We start from the raw sequence: 20,282 nt of genomic DNA on the forward strand, positions 1-20,282 counted from the left end.
AATCCGGCCAACCGGCCAACTTCCCCGACGGGATGCCATCGGTTCAACTGCCCGACAGCGGGCGGCAATCTCCCCCAATGAACGGACAACTCCCCATGTCTGGTTCGCCATGGGCGGGTGGTGGGTTCCGACGGTCCTTCGAGATACCCCCGTGTCGGTAGTAGGCTCACGCCGTTTGTTGACGCACATGTGTGCCCCCGGGCCGGCGGGGGTCGAGCTGGGGGAGGCCATGCGCTTTCGCGGGAAATCGATCCGCCGGAAGATCGTGGCGCTGTTGCTCGTGCCCCTGATCGCCCTCACCAGCGTCTGGGCGTTCGCCACGGTGCTGACGGGGCGTGCGGCGAGCGACCTCTTCCGAGTGGCCGACATCGTCGAGGAGATCGGCTTCCCCACCGAGGACACCATCCGCGTCCTCCAGCAGGAACGCCGCCAGACCCTGGTCCTCCTCGCCGATCCGCGCGGCTCCGACGCCGCCGAGGCCCTCGAACGCAGCCGCACCGCCACCGACAAGGCCGTCGCGGAGTTCCGCGACCACGCCACGAACGCGGAACTGCGGGACGAGATGGGCGAGTCCACCGCGCTGCGGCTCACCACCATCCTGAACGCACTCGACGGCCTCCCGGCCCTGCGTACGGGCGTCGACGACGGCACTGTCACCGTCACCCAGGGCCTCAACTTCTACAACGAGTTGGTCGACCCCTGCTTCGCCCTCCTGTCCAACCTCCCCGCGCTGGACAACGTGGAGATGGACAAGCAGGGCCGCGCCCTGGTCAACCTCGGCCGCGCCCGTGAGCTCCTGTCCCGCGAGGACGCGCTGTTCAGCTCCGTCCTCGTCGCCGGCCGGATCAGCCGCGACGAGATCCGCGACTTCTCCGACCTCGTGGCCCAGCGGACCCTGCTGTACGACATCACCCTGCCGCTGCTGCCTTCGTCCGAGCGCGACCGCTTCGCCGGCTACTGGCGGAGCGCGAACACCGCGCCGCTGCGCTCGGTCGAGCAGGACGTCATCGGCTCCGTCGCCGGACAGCGGGCGGGCGTCAGCGCCAAGAGCTGGGACAGCGCGGTGGAACCGGTGCTCTCCGACCTCCGCGACCTCAGCATCGAGGCGGGCGACCGCTACCAGGACCGGGTGCGCCCCCTGGCCACCGGCGTCATCCTCAAAGCCGTCGTCGCGGGGGTCCTCGGCCTCTTCGCCCTCCTGGTCTCGCTGTTCATGTCCGTCCGCATCGGCCGCGTCCTCATTCGCGACCTGCGCCGACTGCGCCAGGAGGCCCACGAGACGGCCGACGTGCGCCTGCCCAGCGTGATGCGCCGGCTCGCCGCGGGCGAACAGGTCGACGTCGAGACCGAGGTGCCCCGCCTGGAGTACGACAGGAACGAGATCGGCGAGGTCAGCCAAGCCCTCAACACCCTCCAGCGGGCCGCCGTCGAGGCCGCCGTCAAGCAGTCCGAGCTGCGCAGCGGCATCTCCGAGGTCTTCGTCAACCTCGCCCGCCGCAGCCAGGTCCTGCTCCACAAGCAGCTCACCCTCCTCGACACCATGGAGCGGCGGACCGACGACACCGAGGAACTCGCGGACCTGTTCCGCCTCGACCACCTGACCACCCGTATGCGCCGGCACGCCGAGGGCCTGGTCATCCTCTCCGGCGCCGCCCCCTCCCGGCAGTGGCGCAAGCCCATCCAGCTCATGGACGTCGTCCGCGCGGCCGTCGCCGAGGTCGAGGACTACGAGCGCATCGAGGTCCGCCGGCTGCCGCGGGTCGCCGTCACCGGCCCCGCCGTCGCCGACCTCACCCATCTCGTCGCCGAACTCCTCGAGAACGCCACGGTGTTCTCGCCGCCGCACACCGCTGTCCAGGTCCTCGGCGAGCGTGTCGCCAACGGCTTCACCCTGGAGATCCACGACCGGGGCCTCGGCATGGCCGCCGAGGCGCTCCTCGACGCGAACCTGAAGCTCGCCGAGACCCCCGACTTCGAACTGTCCGACACCGACCGCCTCGGCCTGTTCGTGGTCAGCCGGCTCGCCCAGCGGCAGAAGGTCCGCGTCTCCCTGCAGCCCTCGCCGTACGGCGGCACCACGGCCGTGGTCTTCATCCCCGACGCCCTCCTCACCGACGACGTTCCCGACACCAACGGCATCGGCTTCCGCCTCGACCGCGCCCACCCCACCCGTGAGGCCCAGCTGGAGGAGGAGCGCAACGCCGCCCTCTCCCAGGTGCCGGTCCGGCTGCCCGGGCTCTCCGCCGCCATCCTCGACGGCCCCGTGGAGCTGGAGGCACCGGTCGAGCTGGACCCCCTCGGCGGCTTCCCGGCCACCCTCGGTGACGACGGCGAGCGAGGCGAACTGTTCCGGCCGCGCCGCCCCCTCACCGGCGCCGACGACGACCCGCGCAGGGCCCACGACGGCGAGGCGCAACGGACGCCCCTCACCGACCCCGACCCCACGGTCGGCCCCGTACAGCTGCCGCAGCGCAGGACACCCCACCTGGTCAGCTCCCACGGCCGCCCGGTGACTGGCCAGAAGCCACGCCGCACCGAGGACGAGCCCCCGCAGGGCCGCGAGGCGGGCATCGCCGACGCCCGGCCGTTCACCGCCCTGCGAGGCGAACGCGCCGAACCCTCGGCCCGCCCCGCAGCCGCCCCGCTCCCCGACGGCTACCGCCCGGGGGCCCTGCCCGGCGGGGACGAGCCCCCGGCACTGCCCCAACGGCGGCGCACGACCGCCGCCGACGGCCCGGCCCCCCGGGCACCGAGGCCGGTTCCGGGCGCCCCCACCCCGCGTACGGACGCGACGGTCGACCAGGCAGAATCAGCTCCGAGTCCGCTGCCCCGCCGAGTCCGACAGGCCAATCTGGCCCCGCAGTTGAAGGACGGCCTCGCCCGACGGGTCGAGCGTGAGAGGGCTCGCGCCGACCGGCCCGACACCGCCGAACGCGACGCCGACGAAGTACGCAGCCGTATGGCCTCGCTCCAGCGGGGCTGGCAGCGCGGCCGCGAGGAGAACGCCGAGGGCGACGACGCCCGAGACGTCTCCGCACCACGAGGAACGACAGAGGGGGACGGTCGATGACCGCACCGAAGGCCGAAGGGCCCACCGCGACCGGCACGTCCGGCGAGCTGAACTGGCTCCTGGACGACCTGGTGGAGCGCGTCGCCAGCATCCGCAAGGCGCTCGTGCTCTCCGGCGACGGACTGCCCACGGGCGTCTCCAAGGAACTCACCCGGGAGGACAGCGAGCACCTGGCCGCCGTCTCCTCCGGTTTCCACAGCCTCGCCAAGGGCGTGGGCCGCCACTTCGAGGCGGGCAACGTCCGTCAGACCGTCGTCGAACTCGATGAGGCCTTCCTGTTCGTCACGGCCGCCGGCGACGGCAGCGCCCTCGCCGTCCTCGCCGACGCGGAGGCCGACATCGGGCAGGTCGCCTACGAGATGACGCTGCTGGTCAAGCGGGTCGGCGTACATCTGGGCTCCGCCCCACGTACCGATCTGCCCCAGGGCGGGTAGTGGGATGGCATGAGCCGAGACGGTCAGGGAAGAAGCCACTGGTTCGACGACGAGGCCGGACCGGTGGTCCGTCCGTACGCCATGACGCGCGGCCGGACCAGCCACGCGGTGCAGCACCGCCTCGATCTGATCGCCGTGGTCGTCGCGGAGCCCCACGTCGACGATCCGGAGGACGACCACTCGCTGTCCCCGGAACACGTCCGCATCGTGGAGATGTGCCGTGACACCCCGCAGTCGGTCGCCGAACTCGGCGCCGAACTGGACCTGCCCGTCGGAGTGGTCCGGGTCCTCGTCGGCGACCTCGTCGACGAGGAACTGGTCCATGTGAATCGTCCAGTTCCGCCTGCCGAACTGGTGGACGAGAGTATTCTGCGCGACGTGATCAGCGGCCTCCGGGCGCTGTGAGCGGGCCGCGGTCCGCCGTCGCGCGACAACCATCCAGCAGGAGAAGAGACCGATGATCCTCGGGCGCACTGAGCGCGGCACACCTCCGGTCGAGCCCGTCACGCTCAAGATCCTCGTGGCCGGCGGCTTCGGCGTGGGCAAGACGACCCTCGTCGGCGCGGTCAGCGAGATCAAGCCGCTGCGCACCGAGGAGGTGCTGACCGAGGCGGGCCGCCCGGTCGACGACACCACCGGTGTGGAGGGCAAGCACACCACCACCGTGGCCATGGACTTCGGTCGCATCACCCTGCGCGAGGACCTCGTCCTGTACCTCTTCGGCACGCCCGGCCAGGACCGCTTCTGGTTCCTGTGGGACGAGCTGGCGTCCGGCGCCCTGGGTGCCGTGGTGCTCGCCGACACCCGCCGACTGGAGGACTGCTTCGCCGCCGTCGACTACTTCGAGCGCCGCTCCATCCCCTTCGTCATCGGTGTCAACTGCTTCGACACGGCGGCGCATTACCCGCCGGAGACCGTCCGCCAGGCCCTCGACCTCGACCCCGACGTCCCGGTCGTGCTGTGCGACGCGCGCCGGCGGGAGTCCGTCAAGGACGTCCTGGTCGCCGTCGTCCGGCACGCGATGGCGTACACCGCCGAGCACCGCCAGACCGTCACGACCTGAGCACGACCCGTACCCCCGCCGACCGGGGTACGGGCCGTGGCCTCAGGGTGCGCCCTCAGTCGGTGTCGTCCTCGTGCCAGCCGAGGCTCTTCTCCACCGCCTTGCGCCAGTTGTGGTACTCCCGGTCGCGGACGGAGTCCTCCATGGACGGTGTCCACTCGGCGTCCTTGCTCCAGTGCGACTTCAGCTCGTCCAGGTCGTTCCACACCCCGGTCGCGAGCCCGGCCGCGTAGGCGGCTCCCAGACATGTCGTCTCGGAGACCCGGGGGCGGATCACCGGGACGCCCAGGACGTCCGCCTGATGCTGCATCAGCAGGTTGTTCTTCGTCATGCCGCCGTCCACCTTGAGGGTGGTGATGCGCACGCCCGAGTCCTGGAACATGGCGTCCACGACCTCCCGCGTCTGCCAGCTCGTCGCCTCCAGCACAGCCCGCGCCAGATGCGCCTTGGTGACGTACCGCGTCAACCCGGTGACGACACCGCGGGCGTCGGAGCGCCAGTACGGGGCGAACAGCCCCGAGAACGCCGGCACGATGTACGCCCCGCCGTTGTCGTCGACGCTCGCGGCCAGCGGTTCGATCTCGTCGGCGGTACGGATGATGCCGAGCTGGTCGCGGAACCACTGCACCAGGGCGCCCGTGATCGCGATCGACCCCTCCAGGCAGTACACCGGCGCCTCGTCACCGATCTTGTACCCCATGGTCGTCAGCAGTCCGCTCTTCGACGCCACGGGCCGGTTGCCGGTGTTGAGCAGCAGGAAACTGCCGGTGCCGTACGTGTTCTTCGCGGTGCCCACGTCGTAGCAGGCCTGCCCGAACACCGCCGCCTGCTGGTCGCCGAGCGCCGACGCCACGGGGACGCCCGCGAGTTGGCCCACGGCGGTGCCGTACACCTCGGCGGAGGACCTGATCTCCGGGAGGACGGCCTCCGGCACGTCCATCGCGGAGAGGATCGAGGGGTCCCACTGGAGGGTCTCCAGGTGCATCAGCATCGTGCGCCCGGCGTTGGTGACGTCGGTGACGTGCCGGCCGCCGTCCGTCCCGCCGGTGAGGTTCCAGATCAGCCAGGAGTCGATCGTGCCGAAGGCGATCTCGCCGCGTTCGGCGCGGGTCCGCAGGCCCGGCACGTTGTCCAGCAGCCAGGCGGCCTTCGGACCGGAGAAGTAGCTGGCCAGCGGCAGACCGGTCTGCTCGCGGAACCGGTCCTGCCCGTCGGGGCCGCCTAGTTCGTTGCAGAGCGCTGAGGTACGCGTGTCCTGCCAGACGATCGCGTTGTGCACGGGTTTGCCCGTGGCCCGGTCCCACAGGACCGTCGTCTCGCGCTGGTTGGTGATGCCGAGCGCGCTGATCTGGTCCGGGCGCAGACCCGCCTTGGCGATCGCCCCGGCGACGACCGCCTGCACCTTCGACCAGATCTCGGTGGCGTCGTGCTCCACCCAACCCGGCTTGGGGAAGATCTGACGGTGTTCGCGCTGGTCCACGGCGACGATGGCGCCGCCCCGGTCGAAGATGATGCAACGGCTGGAGGTGGTGCCCTGGTCGATGGCGGCGACGTACTTCTGGGCGTTGTCCGGCATGACATCCCCTTACGTCTTGCGTCGATACGCGTTCTGCGCCGCTAGGCGTTCTGCGTCTCTGCGCGTCCTGTGTCTCTACGTCGTCCTGTGTCTCTACGTCGTCCTGCGTCGATGCGCGTGCGACGGCGGTGGGTCAGAAGGCCGCGTTGTAGACGAGGCCCGCGAGGACCCCGCCGACCAGTGGGCCGACCACCGGGATCCAGGCGTAACCCCAGTCGGAGGTGCCCTTGTTCGGGATCGGCAGGAACGTGTGCACGATGCGCGGGCCGAGGTCTCGCGCCGGGTTGATCGCGTAGCCGGTGGGCCCGCCGAGTGAGAGGCCGATGCCCACGACCAGGAACGACACCAGAAGCACCGAGATGCCGGAGCCGTAGACGCCGGCCTCCTCGCCGGGGATCTGACCGATGCCGATCCCCGTGTTCCTGCCGAAGGCGAGGATCGGGAGCACCAGCGCGATCGTCGCGATGATCTCGGTGATCAGGTTGGCGACGGGGTTCCGGATCTCGGGGATGGTGGAGAAGATCCCGAGGGTCGGTGTCGGCTCGTCCGCCGTGCCCTCCGTGGTGCCCTCCTTGCGGACGTTCGCCTGGAACTGCGCGAGATAGACCAGGTAGGCGAGGACCGCGCCGAGCATCGCGCCCACCAGCTGGCCCAGCAGATACACCCAGACCTTGTCCCACGTTCCCGTGTCGACCGCGACGCCCACGGTCACCGCCGGGTTCAGGTGCCCGCCGGACAGGGGAGCGGCGGTGTAGGCGCCGGCCAGGACGGCGAAGCCCCAGCCGAACGCGATGACGATCCAGCCCGATGCCCTCGCCTTCGAGAACCTGAGGGTGACGGCGGCGCACACACCGGCGCCGAACAGGATCAGGATCGCCGTACCGATGACCTCGCCGAGGAATATGTCTCCGTTGCTCATGGCGGCTCCTAGGCCCCGGCCCGGGGTGATCGACCCCGGACCATGCGTGCAGGGTGCGTTCCCATGGCTACTTCAGCCGAAGGCAGGGAGAGTCCCGCGCCCCGCCCGGCGTCCGTGACGAGCGTGCCGTAGCAGCCGAATCGCCCGTGGGGGACGGCCCGATAGGCAGGCGGGAGACCCGAGCGGCGCAATGCACAAAGACGCCCGAATGCGGCGATGCCGACTGACACCGGAAGTGTTCACCGGCACCCAGGGGGCGTCAAGAACACGGACGAACAATGCTGACGAAGGACCGCCCCAGGCACCGGCCCACCACGACGGCTCGGCACCGCTGGAGGGACGCGGCTCGGGGGCTTGGCGGTCAGGGACGCGGAAGGGGGCGCGCCGGTCAAGAACGACGGACGGGCGTGTGGCGGTCAGCGGCGAGGCCGGACCCCGCGCTCGTGTCACCACGTGGCCTCTGACGGTCGGGTCGGCGCCCATGACTGCCATCACGCGCGCGTGCCCACGCCCGTGTCGAACTCCGCCGACGACGTGGGCCGTTGGGCCCGCCGCTGACCCCCGCCTGTCGCCCTCCGACCGGCTCACCAGCACCGGGTCACCGGCTCACCGGCGGGCAGCAGCGAGCCCCCGCCCGTCACCCGGCCCGCCACCCGGCCCGGCCCCGCCCCGGTTGCCCCGACCCGGCCCCCACCTCCACCGCCTCGACCCCGCGCCGCACCTCGTGCCCCGGCCGACCGGCCCTCCCCACCACCCAACTGGCCCCGCTCAGCGCCTTGGCGGCCTGCTTCAGCGGTGCCAGGCACGCGGCGGCCTGCCGGTGGTCCGGGACGCTGCCGGGGGCGCACACGACCGTGGCGAGCGACAGCGTGACGGCGCGTCCGCCCGCCGACCAGGGGGTGTCGAGCATCACTCCGGCCCACGGATCGAGTCCGTCCGGTTCGGTGAGGATCAGGAAGTCGTCGCCGCCGATGTGTCCCACCCGGGTCGCCCCGGACTCGGCCCGCTGCAACGCCCGCCCCACGGACCGGATCAACTCGTCGCCCGCCGCGAACCCCGCCCCGTCGTTGACCTGCTTGAAGTGGTCGATGTCCAGCCAGCTCAACGCGAACGCCCGCCCCTCCGCGAGCCACCGGTCGACCTCACCCATGAGCGCGTCCGAACCCGGCAGCCGAGTCAACGGATTGAGACCCGCCGCCTCCTCGACCCGGCTCTCGGCGAGCGCCCGCAGCAGATCCGCCGGCCGTACGACACCCACGCACCGCCCGGACCGGTCGACCACGGCGACATCGTCCGACGTACGGTCCCGATCGCCTACCGCCACGACGTCGAGGACCTCCCAGGCTGTGGCGTCGACCCCGACCGCACGGGGCTGATCGGCGAGCCGCGCGGCCGGCCGGTCGGCGTACAGCGCGTGCCCGTAGCGCGCCGACAGCGACAGCAGGAACCGCGACCGGTGCACCGACCGCACCGGGCTCCCGCAGTCGTCCACGAGCAGCACCCCCGACACCTCGGGAGCCCCGGTGAGCAGTTCCCGCACCTCACTCCCCGACGCCGACGCGGGCAACAGCGCGGCCGGACGCAGGAACTGCCGCACCGAGGGCCCGGACACCGGCACCGGGGCCACGGGGGAGAGGCGCGGCACGTACACGTCCGCCGCGGGCAGCCGGGCGGGCGGCGCGAACAACTCACCCTGTGCCAGCTGAGCGCCCGCCGCCCGCGCGGCCGCGCACTGCCCCTCCGTCTCCACCCCCTCGACCGACACCAGCGCGCCCATCTCGTCGCACAGCGTCCGCATCGCCCGCACGGCCGCGGGCCGCGCCAGCAGCGACGCGTCCAGCTTCACCATGTCGGGCGCGAGATCCACCAGCGCGCGCAGCGGCACGTCGCCGTCCCCGACCCCGTCCGCGCAGATCCGGAAACCCTCGCTCCGGAGGTCGGCGACCGCCTCCAGCAGGGCCGACCGCGGCACGTGCGTGTACGGCGGCACGATGTCGACGGTCACCTCCCACGGCAGCCGCCGCACGTCCCTTACGGCGTCCCGCAGCGCGGCCAGGCCGCCCAGATCGGCCGGCGTCGCCGCGAAGACGTTCACGTGCAGCGGCAGCAGCGTCTCCGTCCGGGCCGCGGCCCGGATCGCGGACGCGGCGAGCCTGCCGTCGAGTTCGGGGTTCCGGCGGGCCTCCGCCAGCACGTCGCCGCTTTCGGGGCGCACGAGTATCTCCAGCGCCGACACCCCTCCGGTCGTCAGATTGACGATCGGCTGGAAGGCGAAGCGGAGCGTGTCCGACCAGGAAGGCACGGCAGCATGATGACGCCGCCCGCACCCTCCGGAACCCGGTTCATGAGCTGTTCACACATGATGCCCGGTCCGGCACAGCCCGGACGCACACCTGTCCGCCCTCTCGGACACCCGGACGACCCTGCGCAGGGCACCCGCCCCCACCGGTCACCGCACGACGATCACCGCCGACCCATGCCCGAACAGCCCCTGGTTCGCACTGAGCCCCACACGCGCCCCCGTGACCTGCCGGTCACCCGCCTCGCCCCGCAACTGCCGGACCAGCTCGCACACCTGAGCGATCGCCTGCGCCGGAACCGCCTCGCCGAAGGACGCGAGGCCACCGCTCGTGTTCACCGGTATGCGACCGCCGAGGGCCGTCACCCCGTCCCGCAGCAGCTTCGCCCCCTCGCCCTCGCCGCACAGCCCCAGATCCTCGTACCACTGCAACTCCAACGCGGTGGAGAGGTCGTAGACCTCGGCGAGCGACAGGTCGTCCGGTCCGAGGCCCGCCTCCTCGTATGCCGCCCGCGCGATCGACGCCCGGAACGTCTGGGCACTCGGCTCCACCGCCACCGCGGAGTCCGTCGCGATGTCCGGCAGATCCAGCACCGTGGTCGGGTAGCGCGGCGTCACCGTGGACACCGCCCGGATCCGCACCGGCCGGGCCACGCCGTGCCGCCGCGCGAACTCCACGCTGGACAGCACGAGTGCCGCACCCCCGTCCGAGGTGGCGCAGATGTCCAGCAGCCGCAACGGATCCGCGACCACGGCGGAGGCCGCGACCTCCTCCGCGGTCACCCGCTTGCGGTACCGGGCGTACGGATTGAGCGCCCCCAGCGCCGAGTTCTTCACCTTGACCCGGGCGAAGTCCTCCTGGGTGTCACCGTGCGCCGCCATCCGGCGCCGCGCGTACAGCCCGAAGTACGTCGGGTTGGTCGCGCCGAGAACCCGGAACCGCAGCCAGTCCGGGTCGTCCGGGCGGTCCCCGCCCGCAGGCCGGAAGAACCCCTTCGGCGCGGCGTCCGCACCCACGACGAGGACGACGTCCGCGAGACCGCCGAGGATCTGGGCCGTGGCGGCGGCCACCGCCTGCGCCCCTGACGCGCAGGCCGCGTACACGCTCGTGACCCGCGCCCCCTGCCAGCCCAGCGCCTTGGCGAAGGTCGCCCCCGCCACGTACCCCGGATAGCCGCCACGCACCGTGTCGGCCCCGACGATCGAACCGACGTCCCGCCAGTCGATCCCGGCGTCGTCCAGCGCGGCCCGGGCGGCCGCCGTGCCGTACTCGACGAAACTTCTGCCCCACTTGCCCCACGGGTGCATGCCCGCGCCGAGCACCACCACCTCTCCCGTCACGCCGTCACCCCCGTCGGCCGCCAGTGCCACGTCGTCCAGGTCGTCTCCGCGTCCTCGTGCAGCACGCCGGGGACGACCTCCACCTCCATACCCACCGCCAGGTCGGCGACGGTAACCCCGGGAACGGCCTGCCCCAGCACCACGAGACGCTCCGCGGCCAGTTCCACAGCGATCAACGCGTACGGTTCCCACGGGAGTTCCGGATCGGACACGTAGGGTGACGGAGGTCGGTACCGAGCGTCGGTGTACGACCACACGCGACCTCGCCGGGACAGCGGCACCTCCCGCAGTTCCTCCCCGCCGCACCCCGGATTGCGGCAGAAGACGTCCTCGCGCGGGAAGAACACCGAACCGCACGCCGAGCAGCACGTGCCGAGCAGACGGAAGCCGTCGCCCTCCCCGGTGAACCAGCCGGTGACCACAGGTGTGCGACCGTGCGACAAGGGGCCTCCCCGGCAACAGATCTGATGGATCGTCAGAAATCTGGACCGCTCAGAAGTCTGTCACGGGCGATTCGAAATGAGCAGGCCCCGAAGCGAACCAATCGGCCCCTCCCGGCGTCGCAGTATGCGTGAGGGGTGGCCGGGGCCCACGGGGGTGGTTCCGGCCGCCCCTCACCCGCCACCGCCCGCCCACCGGCCGCGCGGTGGCGCATTGCGGCGCCCCGACAGGACGACCAGCAGATGATCGGATACAGTCCGCCGCGTGTCCGCAAATCAACACCCAACCGCCAACTCCGCACCGGACTCGCATTGTTCCAGTTGCGGAGCGCCCTACGGTGAGGGCGTTTCCGGCTGGCCCCGCACCTGCGAGGCCTGCCACACCGTGGCCTACCGCAATCCGCTCCCCGTCGCGGTGGCCCTCCAGCCCGTGTACGACACCAAGGGCACGGCCCTCGTCGTGATCACACGGACCATCGCCCCCGCGCGCGGGGGCACCGCCCTGCCCGGCGGCTTCATCGACCACCGGGAGGACTGGCGGCACGCCGTCGTCCGCGAGCTCAAGGAGGAGACGGGCATCTGCGCGGCCGACCGCGACGTCCGCCTCGCCGACGCCATGAGCTCACCCGACGGCCACCTGCTCCTGTTCGGACTGCTCCCCGAACGCCCGGCAGCCAACCTCCCGCCGCCCGCGGCCACCGACGAGACGGAGGGCTGGCACCTGCTGCGCAGACCGACCGAACTCGCCTTCCCGCTGCACACCCTGGCGGTACAGGCGTTCTTCGACGGCCGCTACATCTGAGCCGAACCCGCGCTCAGTCCTGGTCGAGCCCCCGGACCCGCACCGGGTACGCGGGCTCGACCGGCTCCTCGTCCCCGTCCCGCTCCACCACCACACGCCGCCCCTCCCAGCGCGTCGTGTACCGCTCGACCTCCGGCTCGTCCCAGCCGTCGCCCGCGTCCGGCACCACGAGCCCGCCCCCCGTCCGCCCGCGCGCGGGTGCCCATGCCTCCAGCTCCAGGCCGCCGTCGGCGCCCCGGACCGGCACCACGGCACCCGCGCGCGCGAGAACCGGGATCCGCGACAAGGGCGCGTCGACCACCACCTGCCCGGGCCCCTGGTACGCCTTCCCGGTCACCGTGTCGTACCAGCGCCCCCGCGGCAGCTGCACCGCACGCCGGTCCACACCCGGATCCAGCACCGGCGCCACCAGCAGGCAACCACCCAGCAGGAACGCGTCCTCACAGTCCCGCAACGCCCTGTTCTCCGGCGCGCCCCACCACACGGGCCGCACATAGGGCGCCCCGGTACGCCGCGCCCAGTGGGCCAGCGTCATGAAGTACGGCAGCAGCCGCCGCCGTTCGACGAGTGCCTCGCGCGCGTGCTCGACGACCTCGTCCCCGAACTCCCACGGCTCCCTGCGCCCCGCCCGCATGCTCGCGTGCGTACGGAACAACGGCAGATACGCGCCCAGCTGGAACCACCGCAGGAACAGCTCCGCCGACGGGCTTCCGTCGAAACCGCCCACATCCGGACCCGAGTAGGGCACCCCGCACAGTCCGAGCCCCAGCACCAGCGACAGCGACGCCCGCAGTCCCGGCCAGCCCGTCGCCACGTCCCCGGACCACGCGCCCCCGTACCGCTGCATCCCGACCCACCCCGAACGCGAGAAAACGAAGGGCCGTTCCTGGGGCACCAGCTCACGCAGCCCCTCGTAGCCGGCCCGCGCCATGCACAGCGCGTACACGTTGTGCGCCTGCCGATGGTCGCCGCCCCGGCCCTCCAGATCGTGCCGGGCCGACCGCGGCAGCGTGTTCTCCCCGAACGCCACGAACGACGTCGGCTCGTTCATGTCGTGCCAGAAACCGGCGAAGCCCCGCGTGAGCCTCTCCTCGTACAGACCGCCCCACCACGCGCGCGTACGCGCCCGCGTGAAGTCCGGGAAGACCGACTCACCGGCCCACACCAACCCCTCCACGACCCGCCCCGCGGCATCCCGCACGAACGCGTCCTCCGCCGTCCCGCTGTCGTACACGGCGTTCCCGGGCTCCGCCTTGACCGCCGCGTCGACGACCGACACCAGCCGGATGCCCTGCCCCCGCAGCTCCTCGGCGAGGTCCGGCAGCTTCGGGAAGTGCTCGGCGTCCACCGTGAACACCCGGTGGCCGTCGTAGTGGTCGATGTCCAGATGGATCGCGTCGAGCGGCAGCCCATGCTCCCGGTACCCCGCGACGACCCGCCGCACCTCCTGCTCGCCGCCGAACCCCCACCGCGCGTGATGGTGCCCGAGCGCCCACGCCGGCGGCAGCGCCGGAGAGCCCGTGAGCACGGCCCACGCGTGCAGCACGCGCGCGGGAGTACCGACGATCACCCAGCAGCGCAGCGGCCCTCCGGACATCCGCAGCTCCGACGTGCCGGCCCGGTCGTGCCCCGACCCCGCGCCCTCCTCGCCGCCGCACAACGTCACCGTGCCGTCCCACGTGGAGTCGTGGAACACCAGATGCGTCCCCGCGTCGGCCACGACCATCTGCACCGGCATCGTGATGTACAGCGGATCATCACCAGGCTCGAACGCGCGCCCGGGATCCGTGTTCCACAGCCGATACGTCCCGTCACGCAGCCGGGGCCCCGCCGAGCGCCCACCCAGACCGAAGAACCGGGCATCGGCAGGGACCTCCGAACGCTGCGTCCACCGCGCCTCGCCCCCGCCCACCGGCTCCCACCAACGGGGCGGAAGATCACGCCGCAACGTCACCCCACCGGGCGTACGCACCTCCACCGCCCCGTGCCGCGACACCACGACCGTCACCCGCTCGGCCACGACCCGCCAGCCGCCGTCCTTGTCCGGCTCCAGCTCGGCTCGCGGATCCGGCTCCGGGCACCGGCCCGCGAGGGCGTACGACGGCTCCTGCCCGGCCCCGTCCCAGCCCCAGAAGACGGCCCCGTTCACATCGACGGTGATCCGCAACTCCGTCCGGTCGAACCGCACGACCCCGCCGCCCGGCCCCGGCTCCACGTCCCGCACCGGCCCCGGCACCCGGGCCCGCTCGGCACCCCGCGCCACCAACCCGGCGGCGTCGGAACGCCTCCTGCGCCACGCGGCCCGCACGGTACGCAGCCCTTGAACCGCCCCCGCCGAACCGATCGCCTTCACCGAACGCACCAGGTCACGACCGTCCATGCGGCTCACCCTGCCACTGACCGGCCGGTTTGTGTGAGTCGTTCAACTTCCGTTCACCCATGGTGACGGCACACTTCATGTCGCCGACCAATCTCGGCACACCCTGGTGCCGAAGTCGATCACGTGGCATCGTCCGGGGTGGCCGCGTCACGCGCACACCCCGCTCGTGCGCGCCCGACGCACACGACGCGCACAGTCCGGGAGCCGACCCATGACCTCAGCGAACCCCTCGCCGCTCTGGCAGCCCGACGCGGACCGCATCGCCCGGGCCCGGATCACCCAGTTCCACACCTGGGCGGCCGAGCACCACGGAGCCCCCGCAGACGGCGGCTACGCGGCCCTGCACCGCTGGTCCGTCGACGAACTCGAGACCTTCTGGAAAGCCGTCACCGAGTGGTTCGACGTACGGTTCTCCACCCCCTACGCGCGCGTGCTCGGCGACCGCGCCATGCCCGGCGCCCAGTGGTTCCCCGGAGCCACCCTCAACTACGCCGAACACGCCCTGCGCGCCGCCACCACCCGCGCCGACGAACCGGCCCTCCTCCACGTCGACGAGACCCCTGAGGCACGCCCCGTGACCTGGGCCGAACTACGCCGCCAGGTCGGCTCCCTCGCCGACGCCCTGCGCACCCTCGGTGTACGCCCCGGAGACCGGGTCAGCGGCTACCTGCCGAACATCCCCCAGGCCGTCGTCGCCCTCCTCGCCACGGCCGCGGTCGGCGGCGTCTGGACCTCCTGCGCCCCCGACTTCGGCGCCCGCAGCGTCCTCGACCGCTTCCAGCAGGTCGAACCGGTCGTGCTGTTCACCGTCGACGGCTACCGCTACGGCGGAAAGGAACACGACCGCCGCGACACCGTCGCCGAACTCCGCCGCGAACTGCCCACCCTGCGCGCCGTCGTCCACATCCCCCTCCTCGGCACCGACGCCCCCGAGGGGGCCCTGGAATGGTCCGCTCTCACCGCCGCGGACACCGAGCCGACCTTCGAACAGGTCCCCTTCGACCACCCCCTGTGGGTGCTCTACTCGTCCGGCACCACCGGCCTGCCCAAGGCCCTCGTCCAGTCGCAGGGCGGCATCCTGGTCGAGCACCTCAAGCAACTCGGCCTGCACTGCGACCTCGGCCCCGAGGACCGCTTCTTCTGGTACACCTCCACCGGCTGGATGATGTGGAACTTCCTCGTCTCCGGCCTCCTCACCGGCACCACCGTCGTCCTCTACGACGGCAGCCCGGCATACCCCGACACCGGCGCCCAGTGGAGCGTCGCCGAACGCACCGGCGCCACCCTCTTCGGCACCTCCGCCGCCTACGTCATGGCCTGCAGCAAGGCCGGCGTCCACCCCGGCCGCGACTACGACCTCTCCCGCGTCCAGTGCGTCGGCACCACCGGCTCCCCGCTCCCGCCCGACGGCTTCCGCTGGCTCCACGACGAGGTCCGCGAGGACCTGTGGATCGCCTCAGTCAGCGGCGGGACCGACGTCTGCTCCTGCTTCGCCGGAGCCGTCCCCACCCTTCCCGTCCACATCGGCGAACTCCAGGCCCCCTGCCTCGGCACCGACCTCCAGTCCTGGGACCCCAGCGGCAAGCCCCTCACCGACGAGGTCGGCGAACTCGTCGTCACCAACCCCATGCCGTCCATGCCGATCCACTTCTGGAACGACCCCGACGGCACCCGCTACCACGACAGCTACTTCGACACCTACCCCGGCGTCTGGCGCCACGGCGACTGGATCACCGTCACCTCGCGGGGCTCCGTCGTCATCCACGGCCGCTCCGACTCCACACTCAACCGCCAGGGCGTCCGCATGGGCTCGGCCGACATCTACGAAGCGGTCGAACGGCTCCCGGAGATCAAGGAGTCCCTCGTCATCGGCATCGAACAGCCCGACGGCGGCTACTGGATGCCCCTCTTCGTCCACCTCGCCCCAGGAGCGACCCTCGACGAAGCCCTCCTGAACCGCGTCAAGCGCGCCATCCGCGAACAACTCTCCCCACGCCACGTCCCCGACGAGATCATCGAGGTCCCCGGCATCCCCCACACCCTCACCGGCAAACGCATCGAAGTCCCCGTCAAGCGCCTCCTCCAGGGCACCCCCATGGAGAAGGCGGTCAACCCCGGCTCCATCGACAACCTCGACCTGCTGCACTTCTACGAGGGCCTGGCCCGCGAACGAGCCCGCGACCGAGCTTGACGGTCACCGGGCGTGGGGCACCCGGGCGCCGGGCGCCGCGGGCCGCGCACCGGGCCGGCACCCGTTGTCAGTGCCCCCGGTTACTGTGAGTGAGCATTGATCGACTGCTCGCACAGGGGGAAACCATGGCACACACCGGTCACCAGAGCATGCGAAGGGTCCTGCGCCGCGAGATCGCGGGCACCATCGGCCTGCTCGCGGACGAGCACGACTTCACGGCCATGCGGCGCTACCGCAGCTTCGCCTTCCACGACCACCCGACCTACCTCGACCAAGTGGAAGCCCTGCTCCGCACCCGCGCCGAGCAGGGCAACCACACCACCGTCGCCCTCTTCGACCCCGAGGAGTACGCGGAGTTCTGCACCGAGAGGGGGCTGGAGCCGGACATCCCTTCCAGCCGCACCCGCTTCACCGCCGAACTGGCCGCGACGGGCGCCGCCGTCCCCTACGAGGGACAACCCCTCACCGAACTCGTCCCCGAACTGATCGACGAAGCGGTCCGCAAGGCCACCTGGGAGTACGCCACCACGCTCCTCGCCCAGATCGGCACCTGCGCCTGCTGCGGCGAGGACATCGGACGCACGGCCTTCGCCCGAGCCACGGACCTGCTCACCCGCATCCTCGACACGGCCGCCCCGGGCGAACGACACCTCGTGTGCAGCGTCTCCTCCAAGCCCCAGGCACTCGTCGCCGTCATCCGCGCGGAACAGGGCCCCGACGGAGCCACCCGCCTGGACGAGACCGAGGCCCTGGAGTTCGCCACCGTCCTCGCCCTCGGCATCGCCACCCGAAGCCCCGGCGGACTCGTCATGCGCACCAGCGCCCCCGACACCACCGACCGGGTCTACGGCTGGCGCCTGCGCGGCGACGGCCTCGAACCCCTCACCGCGGGAGAGGTCTTCGACGCCTACTGCACCGACGTGATGTCCGGCGACCTCGTCTCCCCGGAGTCCGGCGTCGACTACTGCACCCCGCCCGACCTCGGGGACGACCTCGGCCACGGAGGCACCGCCTCGGACGGACTCCTCCACTGAACGCGTGAGGGGCGCCCCACCCGCAGGTGGAGCGCCCCTCGACCGCAACCGATCAGCACGAGATCAGCGCGAGGTCATTCGCCCGACAGCACCGCCTGAGCCGCGCCGCGCGCCTCCTCGGCCGTGTCCGCCGCCCGAGCGGCAGCCGCGGCACGCTCACACTGCGCCAGCGTGTACTTCGCCAGCGTCGCCCGCACGTAGGGGATCGACGCCGCACCCATGGACAGGGAGGTGACACCCAGACCCGTCAGCACACACGCGAGCAGCGGATCCGAAGCCGCCTCACCGCACACACCGCAGCTCTTGCCCTCGGCCTTCGCCGCCTCCGCGGACAGCGCGACCAGGTCGAGCAGCGCGGGCTGCCACGGATCCTGCAGGCGTGACACCGCACCGACCTGCCGGTCGGCCGCGAACGTGTACTGCGCGAGGTCATTGGTCCCCAGCGACAGGAACTCGACCTCCTGCAGGATCGACCGCGCCCGCAGAGCCGCCGACGGGATCTCGACCATGGCCCCGAACTTGGCCCGCAGCCCGGCCTCACGACACGCCTCGGCGAACGCCTTCGCGTCCGTGCGGTCAGCCACCATCGGCGCCATGACCTCGAGGTACACCGGCAGCCCCTCGGCGGCCTTGGCGAGCGCCGTCAGCTGCGTGCGCAGCACCTCGGGGTGGTCGAGCAGCGTCCGCAGCCCTCGCACACCGAGCGCGGGGTTCGGCTCGTCGGCCGGCGTCAGGAAGTCCAGCGGCTTGTCGGCGCCCGCGTCGAGCACGCGGACGACCACACGCCCCTCGGGGAACGCCTCCAGCACCTGCCGGTACGCCTGGACCTGCTTCTCCTCCGACGGCGCCTGCTTGCTGTCGTCGAGGAAGAGGAACTCGGTGCGGAACAGTCCGACGCCCTCGGCGCCGGCCTCCACGGCCGCCGGCACGTCGGCGGGACCGCCGACGTTGGCGAGCAGCGGCACCTTGTGGCCGTCGGAGGTGGCTCCCGGCCCGCTGGAAGCGGCCAGCGCGGCCCTGCGCTCCGCGGCCGCGGCCTCCAGTTCGGCTTTCTTGTCCGCGCTCGGGTTCACGAAGATCTCACCGGTGCTGCCGTCCACGGCGATGACCGTGCCTTCGGCGAGTTCCCCGGCGCCCGGCAGCGCGACGACGGCCGGTACACCGAGCGCCCGCGCCAGGATCGCGCTGTGACTGGTCGGCCCGCCTTCCTCGGTGACGAAACCGAGTACGAGCGTCGGGTCGAGCAGCGCGGTGTCCGCAGGAGCGAGATCGCGGGCGATGAGGACATATGGCTCGTCGCTGTCCGGCACACCCGGCATGGGCACCCCGAGCAACCGGGCGACGATACGGTTCCGCACGTCGTCGAGGTCGGCGACCCGGCCCGCGAGGTACTCGCCGGCGCCCGCCAGCAGGGCCCGGTACGAGGCGAACGCGTCGTAGACCGCCCGCTCCGCCGTGCTCCCCACGGCGATTCGGCGCTCCACGTCCGCCATCAGTTCGGGGTCCTGGGCCATCAGCGCCTGGGCCTCGAGCACCGCCTGGGCCTCGCCGCCCGCCAGATTGCCCCGCGCCGTCAGATCGGCCGCGACGGCGTCCACGGCCTTGCGGGCCCGTCCCTGTTCGCGCTCCGCGTCCTCCGCCGGTATCTGCTTGGCAGGCGGCTCCAGTACCGCCGTGCCCATGTGCCGAACCTCGCCGATCGCCACACCGTGGCTGACTCCGACGCCTCGCAGCGTTGTCTCCATCTCACCCGTCTCCGTTAGTGCGGCGGGCCCGCCGCCGCGGTGGTTGTGGAACTTCCCGTGCGGTACGGGCGTGGCGTCACTGCCAGCCGAAGAGTGCGTCACCGGTCTTCACGTCTCCGTCGAGGCGGAGATCGGAGAGGGCGTCGGCCGTGGCCTCCAGGGCCACGACAGGACAGATCGGCGACTTGCCGGCGGCCACGACAGCGGCAGGGTCCCAGCGGACCACGGCCTGCCCGCGCTGCACGGTGTCGCCCTTGTTGACGAGCAGCTCGAACCCTTCACCGTTCAGCTGCACGGTGTCGATCCCGAGATGCGTCAGCACACCATGCCCTTCGCTGTCGACCACGACGAATGCGTGCGGGTGCAGCGAGACGATGACTCCGTCCACGGGGGAGACGGCCTCGGTCACGTCACGCGCTGGGTCGATCGCCGTTCCGGGGCCGACCATCGCTCCCGAGAAGACGGGGTCCGGTACTGCGGCCAGTCCGATGGCGCGTCCTGCGAGCGGGGACGTCACGGTGGTCATGGGAAACCTCCCAGGGGTGGAGCTGCGCGTACGAGCCGCCACCGCTGGTCACGGGCGGCTCTGCCCAGCAGCGTATGTCAGATGCGGGGTTCCACACGGAAGATACCGCGTAGTGGTCTAGACCACCAGTCCAGGAGATTTGCACGCCCTCCGGAGCCCGCTGTACAGTCGGAGACCTGCTCGGGGCCGAGCGGCGCCACTGAGCGTCCCACCCCAAGCGGCAACCAACTTGTCAGATCCTATCTCGGGGTCCGCTTCCGCACGTCTGCGGGAGAGTGGTCAGGGGGACGGAAAAACACTGATAGTGTTGGAAACACCGAAGGGAAGCGCCCGGAGGAAAGCCCGAGAAGATAATCGGGTGAGTACGAAGGAAGCGTCCGTTCCTTGAGAACTCAACAGCGTGCCAAAAATCAACGCCAGATATGTTGATACCCCGTCTCCGGCCGGTTCGGCTGGGGCGAG

At 71.7% G+C, this 20,282-nt stretch carries 16 protein-coding genes; 7 read left to right on the forward strand and 9 right to left on the reverse strand.

Annotation, left to right across the window (positions count from 1 at the left end; all coding sequences use genetic code 11):
* Nucleotides 1-229: 229 nt before the first annotated feature.
* From ACZ4Z3_RS25115 to ACZ4Z3_RS25130, 4 genes are read left to right on the forward strand one after another with little or no spacing between them, the layout of a single operon-like run.
* On the forward strand, nt 230-3,070 hold the full coding sequence (locus ACZ4Z3_RS25115; RefSeq protein WP_468503091.1) for a nitrate- and nitrite sensing domain-containing protein: 2,841 nt from the start codon (nt 230-232) through the stop codon (nt 3,068-3,070).
* Nucleotides 3,067-3,504: a roadblock/LC7 domain-containing protein gene (locus ACZ4Z3_RS25120; RefSeq protein ID WP_055717220.1), complete on the forward strand. Its 438-nt coding sequence runs from the start codon at nt 3,067-3,069 to the stop codon at nt 3,502-3,504. The genes ACZ4Z3_RS25115 and ACZ4Z3_RS25120 overlap by 4 nt, the downstream gene beginning before the upstream one ends.
* A gap of 9 nt (nt 3,505-3,513) precedes the next feature.
* Nucleotides 3,514-3,909, forward strand: a complete 396-nt coding sequence (locus tag ACZ4Z3_RS25125) for a DUF742 domain-containing protein (RefSeq protein ID WP_055541244.1) — start codon at nt 3,514-3,516, stop codon at nt 3,907-3,909.
* Nucleotides 3,910-3,961: 52 nt separating this feature from the next.
* Nucleotides 3,962-4,567 (forward strand): GTP-binding protein, encoded by a 606-nt coding sequence (locus ACZ4Z3_RS25130; RefSeq protein ID WP_055717221.1) that lies wholly within the window; start codon nt 3,962-3,964, stop codon nt 4,565-4,567.
* Nucleotides 4,568-4,622: 55 nt separating this feature from the next.
* Here ACZ4Z3_RS25130 and glpK read toward each other — a convergent pair whose 3' ends face one another.
* The 5 genes from glpK to ACZ4Z3_RS25155 all read right to left on the reverse strand — a co-directional run bounded on the left by glpK (nt 4,623) and on the right by ACZ4Z3_RS25155 (nt 11,124).
* Nucleotides 4,623-6,143, reverse strand: coding sequence for a glycerol kinase GlpK (gene glpK, locus ACZ4Z3_RS25135; protein WP_468503092.1), 1,521 nt, complete (start codon nt 6,141-6,143; stop codon nt 4,623-4,625).
* 133 nt (nt 6,144-6,276) lie between these two features.
* Nucleotides 6,277-7,062 carry an MIP/aquaporin family protein gene (locus tag ACZ4Z3_RS25140; RefSeq protein WP_107462387.1) on the reverse strand — a complete coding sequence of 262 codons (786 nt, stop codon included), beginning with the start codon at nt 7,060-7,062 and terminating at the stop codon, nt 6,277-6,279.
* A 637-nt stretch (nt 7,063-7,699) separates the two neighbouring features.
* Nucleotides 7,700-9,364, reverse strand: coding sequence for an EAL domain-containing protein (locus ACZ4Z3_RS25145; protein ID WP_468503093.1), 1,665 nt, complete (start codon nt 9,362-9,364; stop codon nt 7,700-7,702).
* A gap of 147 nt (nt 9,365-9,511) precedes the next feature.
* Nucleotides 9,512-10,702, reverse strand: coding sequence for a lipid-transfer protein (locus ACZ4Z3_RS25150; RefSeq protein WP_468503094.1), 1,191 nt, complete (start codon nt 10,700-10,702; stop codon nt 9,512-9,514).
* Nucleotides 10,699-11,124: a Zn-ribbon domain-containing OB-fold protein gene (locus ACZ4Z3_RS25155; protein WP_468503119.1), complete on the reverse strand. Its 426-nt coding sequence runs from the start codon at nt 11,122-11,124 to the stop codon at nt 10,699-10,701. Before ACZ4Z3_RS25155 ends, ACZ4Z3_RS25150 begins: the two co-directional genes overlap by 4 nt.
* Before the next feature lie 283 nt (nt 11,125-11,407).
* Here ACZ4Z3_RS25155 and ACZ4Z3_RS25160 point away from each other — a divergent pair, with 283 nt between their 5' ends.
* On the forward strand, nt 11,408-11,944 hold the full coding sequence (locus tag ACZ4Z3_RS25160; protein ID WP_055521558.1) for an NUDIX domain-containing protein: 537 nt from the start codon (nt 11,408-11,410) through the stop codon (nt 11,942-11,944).
* Between the two features lie 13 nt (nt 11,945-11,957).
* Here ACZ4Z3_RS25160 and ACZ4Z3_RS25165 read toward each other — a convergent pair whose 3' ends face one another.
* Nucleotides 11,958-14,324, reverse strand: a complete 2,367-nt coding sequence (locus ACZ4Z3_RS25165; RefSeq protein ID WP_468503095.1) for a glycoside hydrolase family 31 protein — start codon at nt 14,322-14,324, stop codon at nt 11,958-11,960.
* Between the two features lie 211 nt (nt 14,325-14,535).
* Between ACZ4Z3_RS25165 and ACZ4Z3_RS25170 the strand changes: the two genes are divergently transcribed.
* Both ACZ4Z3_RS25170 and ACZ4Z3_RS25175 read left to right on the forward strand, forming a co-directional pair.
* On the forward strand, nt 14,536-16,515 hold the full coding sequence (locus ACZ4Z3_RS25170; RefSeq protein WP_468503096.1) for an acetoacetate--CoA ligase: 1,980 nt from the start codon (nt 14,536-14,538) through the stop codon (nt 16,513-16,515).
* Nucleotides 16,516-16,640: 125 nt separating this feature from the next.
* On the forward strand, nt 16,641-17,549 hold the full coding sequence (locus ACZ4Z3_RS25175; protein ID WP_468503097.1) for a hypothetical protein: 909 nt from the start codon (nt 16,641-16,643) through the stop codon (nt 17,547-17,549).
* Nucleotides 17,550-17,623: 74 nt separating this feature from the next.
* On the opposite strand, the gene ptsP is transcribed toward ACZ4Z3_RS25175, so the two are convergent.
* The 3 genes from ptsP to ACZ4Z3_RS25190 form a co-directional block, all read right to left on the reverse strand.
* Nucleotides 17,624-19,294 (reverse strand): phosphoenolpyruvate--protein phosphotransferase, encoded by a 1,671-nt coding sequence (gene ptsP, locus ACZ4Z3_RS25180; RefSeq protein WP_468503098.1) that lies wholly within the window; start codon nt 19,292-19,294, stop codon nt 17,624-17,626.
* Nucleotides 19,295-19,370: 76 nt separating this feature from the next.
* Nucleotides 19,371-19,820, reverse strand: a complete 450-nt coding sequence (locus tag ACZ4Z3_RS25185) for a PTS sugar transporter subunit IIA (RefSeq protein ID WP_468503099.1) — start codon at nt 19,818-19,820, stop codon at nt 19,371-19,373.
* Between the two features lie 279 nt (nt 19,821-20,099).
* Nucleotides 20,100-20,282, reverse strand: a 183-nt coding sequence (locus tag ACZ4Z3_RS25190; protein ID WP_468503100.1) for a hypothetical protein, incomplete at its 5' end; no start/stop codon positions are given.

This window comes from Streptomyces sp. NPDC030296 (assembly GCF_055572815.1).